This window comes from Variovorax sp. OV084, assembly GCF_900111625.1.
In the GTDB taxonomy this organism is placed as follows: Bacteria; Pseudomonadota; Gammaproteobacteria; order Burkholderiales; family Burkholderiaceae_C; genus Variovorax.
Map to the genome: position 1 here is coordinate 296,358 of NZ_FOII01000001.1, position 16,681 is coordinate 313,038.

Annotated in this window: 13 protein-coding genes and 1 riboswitch; of the genes, 5 read left to right on the forward strand and 8 right to left on the reverse strand. The window is 66.5% G+C overall.

Annotated features, from left to right (window positions below; translation table 11 throughout):
• The first annotated feature begins 13 nt into the window (after positions 1-13).
• On the forward strand, positions 14-475 hold the full coding sequence (locus BMW87_RS01515) for a type IV pilin protein (RefSeq protein ID WP_093073665.1): 462 nt from the start codon (positions 14-16) through the stop codon (positions 473-475).
• Positions 476-510: 35 nt separating this feature from the next.
• Here BMW87_RS01515 and nrdR read toward each other — a convergent pair whose 3' ends face one another.
• The 3 genes from nrdR to BMW87_RS01530 form a co-directional block, all read right to left on the reverse strand.
• Positions 511-954: a transcriptional regulator NrdR gene (gene nrdR / locus BMW87_RS01520; RefSeq protein ID WP_007836918.1), complete on the reverse strand. Its 444-nt coding sequence runs from the start codon at positions 952-954 to the stop codon at positions 511-513.
• A 24-nt stretch (positions 955-978) separates the two neighbouring features.
• Positions 979-2,223: a serine hydroxymethyltransferase gene (gene glyA / locus BMW87_RS01525; protein WP_093073667.1), complete on the reverse strand. Its 1,245-nt coding sequence runs from the start codon at positions 2,221-2,223 to the stop codon at positions 979-981.
• A gap of 41 nt (positions 2,224-2,264) precedes the next feature.
• Positions 2,265-2,390, reverse strand: a riboswitch (ZMP/ZTP riboswitch).
• A gap of 30 nt (positions 2,391-2,420) precedes the next feature.
• The gene (locus tag BMW87_RS01530) at positions 2,421-3,260 is read right to left on the reverse strand and encodes a lytic transglycosylase domain-containing protein (RefSeq protein WP_093055958.1); all 840 of its coding nucleotides are present in this window, start codon (positions 3,258-3,260) and stop codon (positions 2,421-2,423) included.
• A gap of 736 nt (positions 3,261-3,996) precedes the next feature.
• On the opposite strand from BMW87_RS01530, the gene BMW87_RS01535 reads away from it, so the two are divergent.
• On the forward strand, positions 3,997-7,812 hold the full coding sequence (locus tag BMW87_RS01535) for a DUF748 domain-containing protein (RefSeq protein ID WP_093073669.1): 3,816 nt from the start codon (positions 3,997-3,999) through the stop codon (positions 7,810-7,812).
• A 214-nt stretch (positions 7,813-8,026) separates the two neighbouring features.
• Positions 8,027-10,897: a DUF349 domain-containing protein gene (locus BMW87_RS01540; RefSeq protein ID WP_093055964.1), complete on the forward strand. Its 2,871-nt coding sequence runs from the start codon at positions 8,027-8,029 to the stop codon at positions 10,895-10,897.
• A 113-nt stretch (positions 10,898-11,010) separates the two neighbouring features.
• Here BMW87_RS01540 and BMW87_RS01545 read toward each other — a convergent pair whose 3' ends face one another.
• The 5 genes from BMW87_RS01545 to BMW87_RS01565 form a co-directional block, all read right to left on the reverse strand.
• Entirely contained in the window at positions 11,011-11,802 is a 792-nt protein-coding gene (locus tag BMW87_RS01545; RefSeq protein ID WP_093056401.1) for a M90 family metallopeptidase, read from the reverse strand.
• A gap of 17 nt (positions 11,803-11,819) precedes the next feature.
• Positions 11,820-12,596 (reverse strand): UDP-2,3-diacylglucosamine diphosphatase, encoded by a 777-nt coding sequence (locus tag BMW87_RS01550; RefSeq protein ID WP_093073671.1) that lies wholly within the window; start codon positions 12,594-12,596, stop codon positions 11,820-11,822.
• A gap of 19 nt (positions 12,597-12,615) precedes the next feature.
• Entirely contained in the window at positions 12,616-13,128 is a 513-nt protein-coding gene (locus tag BMW87_RS01555; RefSeq protein ID WP_093056403.1) for a peptidylprolyl isomerase, read from the reverse strand.
• A 32-nt stretch (positions 13,129-13,160) separates the two neighbouring features.
• On the reverse strand, positions 13,161-13,769 hold the full coding sequence (locus BMW87_RS01560; RefSeq protein WP_093073673.1) for a peptidylprolyl isomerase: 609 nt from the start codon (positions 13,767-13,769) through the stop codon (positions 13,161-13,163).
• Positions 13,770-13,830: 61 nt separating this feature from the next.
• Complete coding sequence (locus BMW87_RS01565) at positions 13,831-14,421, reverse strand: tetratricopeptide repeat protein (RefSeq protein WP_093056405.1); 591 nt, start codon at positions 14,419-14,421, stop codon at positions 13,831-13,833.
• Positions 14,422-14,625: 204 nt separating this feature from the next.
• Here BMW87_RS01565 and cysS point away from each other — a divergent pair, with 204 nt between their 5' ends.
• Positions 14,626-16,002, forward strand: a complete 1,377-nt coding sequence (cysS, locus tag BMW87_RS01570) for a cysteine--tRNA ligase (protein ID WP_093073675.1) — start codon at positions 14,626-14,628, stop codon at positions 16,000-16,002.
• Positions 16,003-16,019: 17 nt separating this feature from the next.
• Positions 16,020-16,670 carry a DNA-3-methyladenine glycosylase family protein gene (locus BMW87_RS01575; protein ID WP_093056579.1) on the forward strand — a complete coding sequence of 217 codons (651 nt, stop codon included), beginning with the start codon at positions 16,020-16,022 and terminating at the stop codon, positions 16,668-16,670.
• The last annotated feature ends 11 nt before the right edge of the window (positions 16,671-16,681 follow it).

Below are 16,681 nucleotides of genomic sequence, written 5' to 3' on the forward strand. Positions count from 1 at the left end.
AGGGAGGAGAACCATGAAAAAGCAATCCAGGACACAGACTGGTAGACGGGGCCGCTCGCGCGGCTTCACGCTGATCGAACTCATGATCGTGACGACGGTGATCGGCATCCTCGCCGCCATCGCCTACCCGAACTACACGCGCTACGTGCTGCGGGCCAAGCGCGCCGATGCCAAACAACAGTTGTTGCAGGCGGCGCAGTGGACCGAGCGCTACATGACCGCCAACGGACGCTATCCGCCGACGACCGTCGCGCTGCCGGCCGGACTGGGGCAGTCGCCGTCGTCCGGCACGGCGAACTATTCCATCAGCTATGTCGCAAGAAACGAGACCAGCTACACCTTGCAAGCCGTTCCAGCGGGGGCTTCGCGCAATGACGAGTGCGGAACCCTCACGGTCAACCAGCTGGGCGTCAAGCTGGCGGGCAGCAGCACCGACGCTTCGAGTGCGCTGGTGCAGCTTTGCTGGAACCGTTGAGGTGCCTGTGAGAGTACGGCCGTTGCCGACGCGGCTCAGATGTCGCGCAGCAACTGCCTGAACTCGTCCACGTCCTCGAAGCTGCGGTACACCGAGGCAAAGCGCACGTAGGCGACCTTGTCGAGCTTCTTGAGTTCGCGCATGACGAGTTCGCCGACCTTGGTCGAGTCGATTTCGCGCAGGCCGCTGGCCAGCAGCTTCTGCTCGATGCGCAGCAGGGCGTTGTCGATCTGCTCGATGCTCACCGGGCGCTTGCGCAGCGCCAGCATCATGGAGGCGCGAACCTTGGTCGAGTCGAAGTCGGCGCGGCTGCCGTCCTTCTTCACGACCACGGGAAAGTTGACGTCGGGCCGCTCGTAGGTGGTGAAGCGCTTGTCGCAGGCGCTGCACTGGCGGCGCCTGCGGACAAAGTCGGCGTCTTCCGAAACGCGGGTCTCGACGACCTGCGTTTCAAGATGACCGCAAAAAGGGCATTTCATGCGGTCAGGTCTTCTTGCTCGGAATCAGCGGTAGACAGGGAAGCGGCTCGTCAGCGCGTGAACCTTGGCGCGCACGGCGTCGATGTTCGCCGCGTCGCGCGGGTTCTCGAGCACGTCGGCGATCAGGTTTGCGGTGATTCGGGCCTCTTCGTCCTTGAAGCCGCGGGTGGTCATGGCGGGGGTGCCGATGCGCACGCCGCTGGTGACCATCGGCTTTTCCGGGTCGTTGGGGATCGCGTTCTTGTTGATCGTCATGTGGGCGCTGCCCAGCACGGCTTCGGCTTCCTTGCCGGTGATGCCCTTGGCGCGCAGGTCGACCAGCATCACGTGGCTTTCGGTGCGTCCGCTCACGATGCGCAGGCCGCGCTGGGTGAGGGTGTCGGCCACGATCTGGGCGTTCTTGACCACCTGTTGCTGGTAAGCCTTGAACTCGGGCGCCATGGCTTCCTTGAACGCGACGGCCTTGGCGGCGATCACGTGCATCAGCGGGCCGCCTTGCAGGCCGGGGAAGATGGCGCTGTTGATTGCTTTCTCGTGCTGCGACTTCATCAGGATGATGCCGCCGCGCGGGCCGCGCAGGCTCTTGTGGGTGGTGGAGGTGACCACGTCGGCATGCGGCACCGGGTTGGGGTACACGCCCGCGGCCACGAGGCCTGCGTAGTGGGCGATGTCGACCATGAAGATCGCGCCGACGTCCTTGGCCACCTTGGCGAAGCGCTCGAAATCGATGCGCAGCGAATACGCCGAGGCGCCCGCGATGATGAGCTTGGGCATGTGCTCGTGCGCCTTGCGTTCCATCGCGTCGTAGTCGATGGCTTCGTTGGCGTCCAGGCCGTAGCTCACGACGTTGAACCACTTGCCGCTCATATTGAGAGGCATGCCGTGGGTCAGGTGGCCGCCTTCGGCCAGGCTCATGCCCATGATGGTGTCGCCGGGCTTCAGGAAGGCGAGCATCACGGCTTCGTTGGCCGAGGCGCCGCAATGCGGCTGCACGTTGGCGGCGTCGGCGCCGAAGATCTGCTTGACGCGGTCGATGGCCAGCTGCTCGGCCACGTCGACGTGCTCGCAGCCGCCGTAGTAGCGCTTGCCCGGATAGCCTTCGGCGTACTTATTAGTGAGCTGCGAGCCCTGGGCAGCCATGACGGCCGGCGAGGCGTAGTTCTCGCTGGCGATCAGCTCGATGTGATGTTCCTGGCGCGCGTTTTCGGCTTGAATCGCGGCCCAGATTTCGGGATCGGTCTGTTCGACCAGGATGTTGCGTTGGTACATGGCAGTCCTTTGAAGACGAGGTCCTTGTTCTTCAACCAAACAAGGGCTGCCCAGGCGAACGGCTGAACGCCTGTTGTGGTCAGGCGGTACGCTTCCCAGTGGTATTCCACGTCAGCGCGTGGCACCGTGTTCGGGTGCTGCGCCTATCGCCAGTCGCGTACCCGCCGAGTGTAGCTCACACCCGGCCCGAAACCTCTTCAGGAAACGGAGGAGAGCAGGGCCACCTTGGCCGGCTCAGTGCGTTCTTCGGCAGGCTTGGGCGGTGTTGCCACAGGGATCGGCTGCGGACGCACGGTTGGCGGCGTGACCGTCGACGGCGCGCGGCCGTTGGCCACCTGCAGCAGGCGTTCGTGCTCGGCCATCACCTTGGCGGCGTAGCCGCCGTCGTCCTCGAGGTTGGCCGCGCCCACGTAGTAGCGCAGGCCGCCTTCGAGGGAGCCGGCGCGCGAGATGCATTCCTGCAGCACCTTGACGCCGACGCGCATGTTGGTCACCGGGTCGAAGGCGGTGAGCGTGCCGCCCGCGCTTTCGTACTTGTCGCCGTGCACGCGGGTCATGACCTGCATGAGGCCTTGCGCGCCGACCTGGCTCTGGGCGAACGGGTTGAAGCTGGATTCGACGGCCATGATCGCGAGGATCAGGGTCGGGTCGATCTTCGTGCGCTTGCCGATGCCATAGGCCTCGGCCACGAGCACGCTCAGCGGCTCGGCGGCCACGCGGTACTTCTTGCTCAGCCAGTAAGCCACGGCGGCCTGCTGCTTGGGCAGGTCGGCGGGGCTCGCGGCCGTGGTGCGCTCGATGGCGGTGGGCTCGAGATCGGTGACTTCAGGCGCAGGCTTGCGCGACTGCAGCCAGCCCATCAGTTGTTCCTCGCCGGTCTTGCGCAGGTCGGGCCGCGCCACGAGGGCGAGGGCCGCGAACACAATGGCCAGGCCGACCAGTGCAAACCCGTTGTGGGTGATTTCAAAAAAGCCGTCTGCCACATCGGACACGAAGGTCCTTAGCCCGCGGGCCGTGACATCAAACGCCTTGTTCATCGCTCTTCCTTTCTGTGCGGCACCCGAGTCGCAACGCCACGGAAGGCGATGGATGAAGGCAGCGGCGCTTGGATTGGTACGAATCAGGCTCCGCGCATGGAGTGAAGGGGGTTAGGGGCGCGGCGACCTGATCAAGCCGGGGGAGTTCGGCAGCGGATTCAGGGTGGCTCTGCCGCGTCGGGCGATCAGAGCAGGGCGGATTCTAGCGTGGCTAAATACCCGGTCAAGCATAAGGACTTGCTTCGTTATGCTAATAGTTGTTTAAAAAAGTTGCCGTTTCGAGGCGTTTCGGCTTAGGGGAAATCCCTTTGTAAAACGCGTTTGCAATCCGAGGGTGCGACGCCTAATCTGGACGGGCCTGAGCTTTTCAGGTGTTTTTCCGAGGTCCGGCAGCCCGAGGTGCAAGTCAAGGGTTCAGCGTCCGAGGATCCACGGTGGCAATCTCTTGCTGCCAGCACGGCAGGAACCATTGACTTCCGGTCGCGCGAATCGATGGCATGGGTTTTGTGCCCGCCATCAAGCCCGGTGACTAGACACTCCGTCGAATCACCGGGCTTTCTTTTGGCTTGCCCCCAGGCCGCGCGCACTTCGTGTCGCTTCTCCTACCCCCTGCCGGGGGCAACACTTGAGGCCCGGCAAAGCCGGTTCCTCGGTGTTTCTGGCATTTCTTCCGGAGGTGGGCTTGCGTCCTTTTTGCGTACCTCGCGTTGCCGCTTGTTTGCGGCACACTCTGGCGATGGACGTAGCTTCGATCAAACAAAACAAATGGGTGCGACGTGGGATCGTCGCGGTGCTGGTTCTGTTGGCCTTCTGGGTCATTGCCTGGCTGGCGGTGCCGCCGATTGCCAAGAGCCAGCTTCAGAAGATCGCAAGCGAGAAGCTGGGGCGGCAGGTAACAGTCGGCAAGATCGATTTCAAGCCCTGGACGCTCGAACTCACGCTGAACGACCTGCGCATTGCCACCGCGGATGGCAGCAAGTCGCAGGTGGCCATCAACCGCATCTACGCCGACGCCGAACTGCAGTCGATCTTCCGGCTCGCACCAGTGATCGACGCGGTCACGGTCGACGGGCCTGCAATCCTGCTCACGCACCAGGCCGACGGCAAATACGACATCGACGACATCCTTGCCAAGCTCTCGGCTGGCCCGCCGCCCGACCCGAACGCCAAGCCGGCGCGCTTTGCCATCTACAACATCGCAATCAATGGCGGCTCGGTCGACTTCGACGACCAGACCGTCAAGCGCAAGCACGAGCTGCGCGACTTCGTGCTCAAGGTGCCCTTCCTGAGCAACCTCGATTCCAAGCGCGACATCAACACCGAGCCCAAGCTCGCCTTCGCGCTCAACGGCAGCAAATTCGACTCGGCGGCTTTCACCACACCCTTCTCCGACAACCGCAAGACCGACGCCCACGTGCAGTTCAAGGGGCTGGACCTCGTGCCGTACCTTGGCTACATCCCGGGCGGCCTGCCGGTGAAACTCCAGGCAGGCAGCCTCGATGCCGACCTGAAGATCGGCTTCGAGCAAGCCGCGACCACCGGGCTGAAGATCACCGGCACGGTCGAGGCGCATGCCACCAAGGTGGCCGATGCGCGTGGCCGCGACCTGCTGGCCTTCGATTCGCTCAAGCTGGCATTGGCCGACGTGCGCCCGTTGGAGTCGGTGTTTCATCTGAGCGAAGTCGCGCTGGTCAAGCCGCAACTGGCGGTGGCGCGCGACGCGGCCGGAAAGCTCAATCTGCTGGCCACCGACCCGGCCACCGGCGCGACCGAGAAGGTCGCGTCACCGCCCGCCGCGGCAGCGAGCGCACCGGCCGGCAAGCCGGCACCAAAGCCCGTTCTGAAGGTGCAGGTCGACAAGGTGGCCCTGAACGGCGGGCGCATCGGCTGGCGCGACGAAACCGTCAATCCCGCTGCCGCCGTCGACGTGACCGACCTCGGCATCGACGTCACCGGCGTCACCTGGCCGATGGAAAAGCCGGCAGAGTTCAATGGCAGCACGGCCATTGCCGGCGCCTCGCTCAAGTTCAAGGGCAGCGCTACAGACAAGGTGGCCGACGTGCAGACCGAGGTCGACGCGCTGCCGCTGTCGCTGGCCGCGCCTTACCTGGCGCAGAGCCTGGAGCCCACGCTGGATGGCAAGCTCAGCGGGCAGATCGACATCGCCTGGGCCCAGCCCGATCTCAAGTTCAAGGCGCGCCGCCTGGCCGCTGACGGGCTTGCGCTGACGCAGGCCAAGACCGCACTGGCCAGCGTCGGCCGCTTCGAACTGGTCGACGCCGAGGTCGATATGACGAAGCACACATTGAATGTGGCCTCGTTCACCGCGACCAACCCCAAGGTGCGCGTGGAGCGCGACAGCGAGAAACGCTGGATGTTCGAGCGCTGGCTCAAGACGCCGGCCGGCGGCGGCACCAAGGAAGCCGAAGCGAAGGTCGCTGCCCCCAAGCCTGCGGCTGCCGAAACGCCGCAGCCCGGCGCCAACACCAAGCCCTGGGCGCTGACCATCGGCACGCTGGCGGTCGACAACGGCGCGCTCTCCTATGCGGACAAGGCCGGCGCGAACCCGGTGACCGTGGAAGTCACTGCCTTCAAGCTCCACGCCCAGAAGATCGCGCCCGACACCAATACGACCTCGCCGCTCGAAGTTTCCGGCCGCATCGGTTCAGGGCGCTCCGACCCGGGGCGCTTCGACTACAAGGGCAATGTCGTGCTCAAGCCGCTCGCGGCCGAGGGCCGGCTGGAGGTGGTGTCGTTCCCCGCCCATACCTTCAAGGCCTACTACGCGGATGCGCTCAACGTCGACATCCGCCGCGCCTTCGCGAGCTATCGCGGCACGGTGCGCTATGCGACGTTGCCGGCGGGCATGAGCATCAAGCTGTCGGGCGACACCGCACTCGACGACTTCCGCGCCAACAGTGTCTCGCTCACCCAGTCGCCCGGCTTCGACCGCAACACCAACCAGCTGCTGAGCTGGAAGACGCTGAGCCTGCGCGGCCTGCAGGTCAGCATGGCGCCCAACGCGCCGCCGAACGTGGACGTGCGCGAGACCACGCTGACCGACTTCTTCGCCCGCGTGATCATCGACCCCACCGGCCGGCTCAACCTGCTGAACCTGACCAAGAAGGGCGAGGCACAAGCCAACGCCGCCACTGCGGCAGCGGGCGAAGCCTCCACCCGCAAGGGCCCGGGCGGCACGACCACCACGACACGAGCCGTGCCGGCGAGGCCTTCGGGCGGCGCACCGGTGTCGGCCGAAAACATGGTCGGGGGAGCGCCCGAGCCGGCCAAGCCGGTGGCAGCCGCCGCGCCAGTCGCCACCGCGCAGGCGGACAGCGGCCCCGCGCCCGTCATCAACTTCGGCCCGATGAGCCTGGTCAACGGCAAGATCGACTTCACTGACCTGTTCGTCAAGCCCAACTACTCGGCCGACCTCAGCGAGCTGACCGGCAAGCTCAGCTCGTTCTCGTCGAACCCGCCGAAGGGTGAGAGCGGCCGGCCCGCGCTGGCCGACCTCGAATTGCGCGGCAAGGCGCAGCAGACAGCCGCGCTGGAAATCACCGGCAAGCTCAACCCGCTGGCCAAACCGCTCGAACTCGACATCACCGCCAAGATGCGCGATCTCGACCTGGCCCCGCTGTCGCCGTACTCGGTGCGCTACGCTGGCCACGGCATCGAGCGCGGCAAGATGAGCATGGACGTCAACTACAAGGTCGCGCCCGATGGCCAGCTGACGGCCACCAACAAGCTGGTGCTCAACCAGCTGCAGTTCGGCGACGAGGTGGCGGGCGCGCCTGCCAGCCTCCCGGTGAAGCTGGCCGTGGCCCTGCTGGCCGACCGCAACGGCGTGATCGACGTCGACCTGCCGCTCAGCGGCTCGCTCAACGATCCACAGTTCAGCGTCGGCCCGCTGATCTGGAAGGCCGTGGTCAACCTGATCGTCAAGGCCGTGACGGCACCGTTCAGCCTGCTTACCGGTGGTTTGGGCGGCGGCAGCGGTGAATCGAGTGCCATCACCTTCGAGCCCGGCAGTTCCGAGCTGAGCGCCGCCGCGAAAGAAGGCCTGGACAAGGTCGCGAAGGCGCTGACCGACCGGACCACGCTGCAGATGACGGTGATCGGCACTTCCAGCCTCGAGAAGGAGCGCGACGCCTACCAGCGCCAGCGCGTGCGCCAGCTCGCCTACGCCGAGAAGCGCCGCGTTGCGGTGCGCGGCGGCCAGACCGGCACCGACGTGCCACCCGTCACCGACGCCGAATACCCCGAACTGCTGACCGCCGTGTACAAGCGCGCGGACATCACCAAGCCGCGCAACCTCGTCGGCCTGGCCAAAGACCTGCCCGTGCCGGACATGGAAAAACTGCTGTTCGCCAGCGTGCCGGTCGACGAGGAGTCGATGCGCCAGCTGGCGGTCGAGCGCGGCGCGGCCGTGCGCGACTACCTGCTCGCGAAGAAGCTGCCGAGCGAGCGCCTCTTCCTGGGAGCCGTGCGCACAAGTGCCAGCGGCAGCGACTGGAAGCCGGGCGCCGAGCTCAGCCTGACCATGAAGTGAGGCGCGACGACCCGATCAGGATCCGGTCCGCGGACTTGGTTTTTTTCTCCAGCTTGCTATATATGTAGTCCGTTAACCTCCACGCCCACAACCCCGCGTACGCCACCGTTTCTGGACGGAATTCAATGGCCAGCCGCAAGTGGGTGAAAATGTCGATGTGCGCCGGCCTTTGCCGGCGCCTTCGCTTTCTCTACCAAGACAACGATTTCGCGCAGTGACCTCTACTTCTTCCAAGCCACACGACCTTCAGGCCCTCGACACGCTCACCGGCGGCGCCTTCACCGCGCCGACTTCCGGCGAGCGCGCCGCGCGCATCCGCGACTGGCTCGCGGGCACTCCCACTGCCGAGCAGATGCAGGAGGTCTTCAAGGAGCTGAGCGGTCGTGACAAGGGCGCCGCGCGCCTGCTGCGCGAAAAGCTCGACGAACTCAAGCGCGCCAAGGGGCAGGAAGCCATTGCCGCCGAATGGGCACAAAAGGCCGAAGCCCTGCTGGGCCAGTCCAAGCTCAACATCGCCGATGCGCTGGCCTGGCAGCGCGACGCCGCCAAGGCCGGCGCGCCGCTGTCGCGCGAGCCGCTGGCCGGCCTGAAGCTCAAGCTGGCCGAACGCGTCAAGGGCATCGAAGACCTGCAGCACCGCGCCCAGGTGCACCGTGAAGCCGCCGTGCTGCTGGCGCAGCGCTTCGAAGTGCTGTCCACCAAGGGCTGGCAGGACGCCCAGGCCGCCGAAGAATCGCTGCGCGCCGACGTGACCCACTGGCAGCAGCAGGCGGCCGAAATCACGACCGACGCCAACTGGACCAGCCTCGACGCCAAGTTCGCGCCGCAGCTCGAATCGTCCAAGTCGCAACTGCTGGTGGTGTCCGATGCGTTCCACAGCGCATTGGCCCAGGCCCTTGCTGCTGCCGCCGATGCTGCTGCGCCGTTGCCGCCAGTGCCCGTGTGGGCCGACGAACTGCGCGCCGCGCGCGGTGAGGTCGTGGCACCTAAGCCCGCCGCGCCTGCTCGCCCCGCCGCACCCAAGGTCGATCCGGCCGTGCGCGCCGCCGCGCAAGACGCCGTGCAGGCTGCGCTCGCCAAGCTCGAACAGGAAACCGCCGAAGGCCATGGCAAGGCCAGCGCCGGCGCGGCTGCCGCGCTGCGCGCCGTGCTCAAGGAGCACGGCAAGCTGGTCGAAGCGCCGCTCGAAGCCCGCGTGCATGCCGCGCTGGTGGCAGCCGGCGAACTCGAAGGCTGGCAGCGCTGGAGCGCCGACAAGGTGCGCGAAGACCTCGTCGCCAAGGCCGAAGGCCTGCTCAAGCGCCCCGAAGGCCAGGCCCTTGGTGGTCGCAAGATGCAGGAAACGCTGCGCGCCCTGCGCGACCAGTGGAAGCAGGCCGACCAGGGCGGCGTGCCGAACCACGCGCTCTGGAAGCGCTTCGACGAAGCCTGCAACGAAGCCCACAAGGTGGTCGAGGCCTGGCTCGAAAAGGTTCGCGCCGATGCGGCCGAGCATCGCGCGCTCCGCGTCGCGCTGATCGAGGAAGTCAAGGCCTGGGCCGCCGAGCATGCCGGCGCCACCGACCTGAAGGCGCACAACCGCGCGCTGCACCAGTTTGCCGACCGCTGGCGCGATGCCGGCCACGTGGGCGAAAAGGTGTTCGCAGAGCTGCAGCCGCTGTGGAACGAAGCCTTCGGCGCGGCCCGCGCTCCGTTCGAGACGGCGCAGAAGGCCAGCGTCGAACGCCGCCAGGCCATGATCGCCGAGGCGGCTGAACTCGGCGCCCAGCCGATGCTGCGCATCGACGCCGTGAAGGCGCTGCAGCAGCGCTGGCAGGCCGAGGCGCAGAGCGTGCCGCTCGACCGCCGCCACGAACAGAAGCTGTGGGACGCGTTCCGCGCGCCCATCGACGAAGCTTTCAACCGCAAGACGGCAGAGCGCGAAAAGGCGTCGGCCGCGATGAGCGAGCACGACCGCTATGTGCTCGAGGCGTCCAAGGCGCTCGACGCAGCCAATGCCGGCGGTGACGTGCAGAAGATCCGTGCCGCCATTGCCCGCCTGGAAGGCGCGCTGCGCGGCGAGGCACCGCCGCCCGCGCCGAAGGCCGAGCAAGCCGCTGTCGCGACCGACGGCCCATCGGTCGGCGCGACCGAGGTCGTGGCCCCGGGGCAGGCGGCTGCCGAATTCGGCGAAAGCGCCGAGCAGGCACCGAGCCCGAGCGATGCGGAAGCCTCGCCCGGCACGACCGCCGATGCAGCGCCCGCCGCTTCGGCCGATCTCGTGGCTCCCGCCGACGGCGCCGATGCTTCGGCACGCACCGATGGCGAGGCGCATGACGCCGGCGAAGCCGCCGCTGCGGAAGCGCCAGCCGCGGCGCCGAAGCCCGCACCGAAGCCAGTCGTGGCCATGCGTGGCGACGACCGCCCGAGCAGCAAGAAAGCCGAAGCAGCGCCTGCAGCCCGCGGTGCCGGTGGCCGTTTCGGTGACCGTCGCGATGGCGGACGTCCTGGTGCCGGTGGCCCGGGTCGCCCTGGTGATCGCGGCGACCGTGGGGCGCCCCGTGGCGACGCGCGTGGCGATCGCGGTGCACCAGCCGGCCGCTTCGGCGATCGTCCGCCGCGCTTCGAAGATCGCGGTCCGCGCCTCGGCGACGCAGCCTTCCGTGCGCAGCGCGAAGCGCTCGAACGCGCCGACATGGCGCTGCGCAAGCTCGCAGCACAAGCGCATGGCGAAGCCCTGACGCAGGTGCTGGGCGCATGGGAACAGCGCGACGCCAGCCGCTTGCCGAGCATCCAGGAACTGGGCCGCGCGGTCACGCCCGCGGTGCGCACTGGATGGTCGCAGGCCATCGGCTCTGCGCCGACGGCCGCCGCGAACGATGCCGCCGAAGCGCTGCTGCGTCTCGAAATGGCCGCCGAAGTGCCGACGCCTGCCGAGCAACTCGACGCGCGCCGTGCACTGCAACTCAAGCTGCTGACGAAGCGTGGCGATCCGGCCCCGGCCCAGACCTGGGGCCAGGATGCCGGCAAGGTGCTGGCCGCGGCGCACGATGCTTCCAGTGCGCGCCGTCTGCAGAATGCGCTGAAGGCATTGCTGCGCAAGTAAGGGGCAACCTCCAAGGCCTCCGGCCAGATATCGATGGCCATGAAAAAGGCGCCCCGCGGGGCGCCTTTTTCTTTGGGGCAGCTGCTGCAAATCGACTGCCCCCTGTTCAGGTGTCAGGGCCTTCTGGGCAGAAAGAATTCATCGAAGAGCGCGAGCACGCCGGGGAAGTCGCGAGCGAAGTTGGGACGGCTCACGAAGTAGGCCTCACAGGCTACCGCGAAGAATTCGCTGATCGACGTGGCGCCATAGGCGTCGAGCCACGGCGGCTCGGTGCCGAAGCGCTCAGCCTTGATGGTCTGCTCGCGGAAGTCGTCGTAGGCGGACTGCAGCACGGCGAGCCAGGCTTTGCGGGCCGCGCGCGCGTTGCGCTGGCCCGCAAAGCCGGGCGGCAGCGGCGGGCAGCCGTTGGCGTCGCCGCTGCGCATGTCGATCTTGTGGGCGAACTCGTGGATCACGACGTTGTAGCCGCGCTCGCTGGTGACGCTGCTCGCCAGCACGTCGTCCCAGCTCAGCATGACGGGGCCACGCTCCATCGCTTCGCCAGCCACGACTTCGCCGTACTCGTGCACCACCTGGGCCTCGTCGACCACCTTGCGTCGCGCTACCACCTCGGAGCGGTGCACGACGATGCCGACGAAATCGTCGTACCAGTTCAGTCCGCCCTTGAGGTGCAGCACCGGCAGCACAGCCTGGGCCGCGATGGCCAGGGCCACTTCATTGGTGATGGTGAAGCCCTTGGCGCCGTGGAATTCCTTGTCGCGCAGGAACTCGGCCGTCAGCGTGCGAAGGCGTTGCCGGTCGGCGTCCGGCAGTGCGCCCAGGAAGGCGTAGCGCCTGAGCGCGGCCTGCCAGGCGGCTTCAGGAATCGGGGGCAGGGCGCGCAGGCGGCGCAGCCACTTGAACATTGCTGGCGGCGGCGCGGCTAGCGCAGATCGACGCGCTGCGCGCCGGCGGTGGAGAGGCACAGCAGCTGCGCGCGCGGCGGATGGGCAGCAGCATCCCAGTCGCTCAGCACGACGCGGCGCAGGCCGTTGCCCATGTCGTGATCGGCGGGGCGATGCGTGTGGCCGTGCACCAGCGTGCTGGCGTTTGCCTGTTGCAGCCACTCGCGTGCGGCGGCCGTGTCGACATCGGCCCAGACGGTCGACGGATTGCGCTTGCGGTCTTCGCTCTGCACGCGCATGGAGCGCGCGAGCGCGCGGCGCTCTTCCAGCGGCCTTGCGAGGAACGCGGCCTGCCACTCGGGCGTGCGAACCTGCGCGCGGAACTTGAGGTACTCGGTGTCTTCCAGGCAGAGGATGTCGCCGTGGCTCAGCAGCCAGCGCTGGCCGTGCAGCACGAGCACTGTCGGGTCGTCGAGCAGCGTGAGACCGCATTGCGCCGCGAACGCCGGGCCGACGAGGAAGTCACGGTTGCCGTGCATGAAGAACACCGGCAGCCGCTGAGCGGTGCGGCGCAGCAAGTCGGCACACTGCGCCTCGAAGCCGGGGAGGGTGGCCGAATCGTCGCCGACCCACACTTCGAACAGATCGCCGAGGATGATCAGTGCGTCGGCAGGCGTGGTCTGCAGATAGCCCTGCCAGGCCTCGAAGGTGGCGGGCTCGCCGGCCTGCAGGTGCAGGTCGGAAATCAGGTCGACGGTGCGCCACGCGGGCGGCGCCACCAGCTCGGTAAAAGCCGGGTTCGCCACAGTCGTCATGCCGCGTCGCGCCTGTTCGTCATTCAGCGGTGACAACGGCCTTTTCGATCACCACGTCTTCGAGCGGCACGTCGTCATGGAAACCCTTGCGGCCCGTCTTCACGGCCTTGATCTTGTCGACCACGTCGGTGCCGTTGATGACCTTGCCGAACACGGCATAGCCCCAGCCCTGGGCCGAAGGTGCGGTGTGGTTCAGGAAGCCGTTGTCGGACACGTTGATGAAGAACTGCGCGGTGGCCGAGTGGGGCGCGCTGGTGCGGGCCATTGCCACGGTGTAGTTGTCGTTCTTCAGGCCGTTGTTGGCTTCGTTCTGGATCTCGGCGTCGGTGGGCTTTTGTTTCATGCCGGGCTCGAAACCGCCGCCTTGCACCATGAAGCCGGGGATCACGCGGTGGAACACCGTGTTGTCGTAGTGCCCCTTCTTCACGTACGAGACGAAGTTCTCGACCGACTTCGGCGCCTTGGCGGCGTCGAGTTCGAGCGTGATCACGCCGTAGTTCTTGATATGCAGTTCGACTTGGGGGTTGCTCATGAGGGCTCCTGCTTGAGAAAGGGGGAAAGGGATTACTTCGCCAGCAGCGTGGCGGACTTGATGGTGACGGCTTCGAGCGGCACGTTCTGCATGCCGCCCTTGTTGCCGGTGGCCACCGCGCGGATCTTGTCGACCACGTCGGTGCCGGCAACGACCTTGCCGAACACGGTGTAGCCGTAGCCGTCGGGGTTGGGCGCGTTGAGCGAGTCGTTGTTCTTCACGTTGATGAAGAACTGCGAGGTCGCGGAATTCGGATTGCCGGTGCGGGCCATGGCGATCGTGTACTTGTCGTTCTTCAGGCCGTTGCTCGCTTCCAGCGGAATGGGCGCGCGCGTGGGCTTTTGCTGCAGGTCGGCCGTGAAGCCGCCGCCCTGGATCATGAAGCCGTCGATCACGCGGTGGAACACCGTGCCGTCGTAGTGCTTGTCCTTGACGTACTGCAGGAAGTTCTCGACCGACTTGGGCGCCTTGGCTGCATCGAGCTCGACCACGATGTCGCCGGCCGAGGTGGCGAGCTTGACGCGCGGTGCCGCGGCCGTTTGTGCATAGCCCGTGGCGGCGAACGTGAGTGCGGCGGCCAGGACGAGGGCGCTACGGCGGCTGAAACGGGACAGGGTGTGGATCGTCAAACGGGGCTCCATGTGCGGATGAAGGGACGGGGCTGCGCGGCTGGCACCCTGCGGGCGCCCATGCCGGCGGCGATTACTTGCTGGTGCGGCCGACCGGCTTGCGGATGACCACCGGCGGCGCGGGCAGGGCGGCCGCTTCGGCTTCGGCCTTCGAGCTGAAGATCTGGCGGATCAGCGCGAGCTTGGGCGCGACGCTGGCGTTGGTGCTGGCGAACTGCTGCGCGCGCACGTATTCCTGCGCCGCGAGGCGGGCGTACACGTCGCCGAGGTTCTCGTGTGCCGTGGCGTAGTTCGGATTGAGCTTGAGGGCTTGCTCGAGGGCGTTGCGCGCCTGGTCGAACTTGCTTTGCGAAGCGTACAGCGCGGCCAGGTTGTTGTAGGGCTCGGAGAGCTCGGGGAAATCTTGCGTGAGCTGCGTGAAGGCGGTGATGGCCTCGGCCTGCTTGTTCTGCTCGGTGAGGATCACGCCGCGCAGGAAGCGCATCTGTGGGTCGCGCGGCTTGCCGGCGATGTAGGTGTCGGCCTTGGCGAGCGCTTCGTTCGACTTGCCCTGGCGCAGCAGCGCGTTCACGTCGTCGTATTCGTTGGCGTGCACGGCGGAGCCCCACAGGCTGAACAGCAGTGCGAAGGCAATGGAGAGTCTGGAGAATGCGGCGTGCTTCATGAAGCCTCGGCGGAAATGGGGGGAGATGCAGGCTTGCGGGCTTGGGGAACACCCGAACGCTGCGCGGTGGCAGCCGTTTATACTTGGTTTCATTGTAGCCGAGGGGCCATGTCCAACCCCTCGCGACCACAGTCCCCGTCACCCCTGAAAAACACCGTCGTTCGCCCGTGCCGTACGTGCGCGAAGCGACGCTTTCCGAATCTCATGAGTCTGCGCATCTACAACACGCTGTCGCGTGAATTGGAGGAATTCTCCCCATTGCAACCGGGACAGGTGTGCATGTACGTTTGCGGCATGACGGTCTACGATTTCTGCCACATCGGCCATGCCCGCATGATGATGGCGTTCGATGTGGTGCAGCGCTGGCTGCGCGCCAGCGACTACGCCGTGACCTACGTGCGCAACATCACCGACATCGACGACAAGATCATTGCCCGCTCCGTGCAGCGCGGCATCACCATCCGCCAGCTGACCGACGAGGTGATCGCGGCCATGCACGAGGACATCGGCGCGCTCGGCATCGAGCCACCCACCATCGAGCCGCGCGCCACCGAATACGTGCCGCAGATGCTCGGCATCATCGAGAAGCTGGAGCAAAAAGGTCTGGCCTACCGCTCGGACAACGGCGACGTCAACTACGCGGTGCGCAAGTTCCCGGGCTACGGCAAGCTGTCGGGCAAGTCGCTCGACGAGCTGCATGCGGGCGAGCGCGTTGCCGTGCTCGACGGCAAGCAGGATCCACTCGACTTCGTGCTCTGGAAGGCCGCCAAGCCGACCGAGCCCGCCGACGCCAAGTGGGAAAGTGCCTACGGCACAGGCCGGCCGGGGTGGCACATCGAGTGCTCGGCCATGAGCTGCGCCACCCTGGGCGAGACCTTCGACATCCACGGCGGCGGGGCGGACCTCCAGTTCCCGCACCACGAGAACGAAATCGCCCAGAGCGAAGGCGCCAACGGCAAGCCGCTGTCGCGCTTCTGGGTGCACAACGGCTTCGTGCGCGTGGACAACGAGAAGATGTCCAAGAGCCTGGGCAACTTCTTCACCATCCGCGAAGTGCTGCAGAAGTACGACGCCGAGAGCCTGCGCTTCTTCCTGGTGCGCACGCATTACCGCAGCGCGCTCAACTACAGCGATGCGCACCTCGACGACGCGCGCAATTCGCTCAAGCGCCTGTACACCGCGCTCGACCTTGTTGCCCCGGCCGACGTGGCCGTCGACTGGGCCGATCCCCATGCGGCGCGCTTCAAGGCCGCCATGGACGAGGACTTCGGCACGCCCGAAGCCATCGCCGTGCTGTTCGAGCTGGCTGGCGAGGTCAACCGCACAAAGTCCGCCGAGATCGCCGGCTTGCTGAAGGCGCTGGCCGGCTCGCTGGGTCTGCTGCAGGGCGACCCGCGGGCCTTCCTGCAGGCCGGCAGCACGCTGGACGACGCGGCCATCCAGGCCCGTATCGCGGAGCGCGCCGCCGCCAAGGCCGCGAAGAACTTCGCCGAAGCCGATCGCATTCGCCAGGAACTCCTCGAGCAGGGCATCGTGCTCAAGGATTCGCCCACGGGCACGACCTGGGCGGCTGCGCAGTGAACGGAACGACGAACCCCATGCCCGCCAGCAAGAAGACCAGCGTTCAGATCTACACGCCGGACTATTGGGAAGAGGCATGCAAGCACCTCTCGCGGAAAGACCGCGTCATGAAGCGGCTGATTCCGAAGTTCGGCGACGCGTGTCTCGAATCGCGCGGTGATGCGTTCACCACGCTCGCTCGCAGCGTCGTGGGCCAGCAGATCTCGGTGAAGGCCGCGCAGTCGGTCTGGGACAAGTTTGCCGCGCTGCCGCGCAAGCTGACGCCGGCCAACGTGCTCAAGCTCAAGGTCGACGACATGCGCGGGGCGGGGCTGTCGGCGCGCAAGATCGAGTACCTGGTCGACCTAGCCCTGCATTTCGATTCGGGCATGGTCCACGTCGATGCGTGGAAGGACATGTCGGACGAGCTCATCATCGAAGAACTCGTGGCCATTCGCGGCATCGGCCGCTGGACGGCCGAGATGTTCCTCATCTTTCACCTGATGCGCCCGAACGTGCTGCCTGTAGACGACCTGGGGCTGCTCAACGGCATCAGCGTCAATTATTTTTCGGGCGATCCGGTCAGCCGAAGCGATGCCCGCGACGTCGCCGTGGCCTGGGCACCATATTGCAGCGTGGCGACTTGGTATATTTGGCGATCGCTGGACCCGGTTCCAGTCGCGTACTGAACAACAGGAGA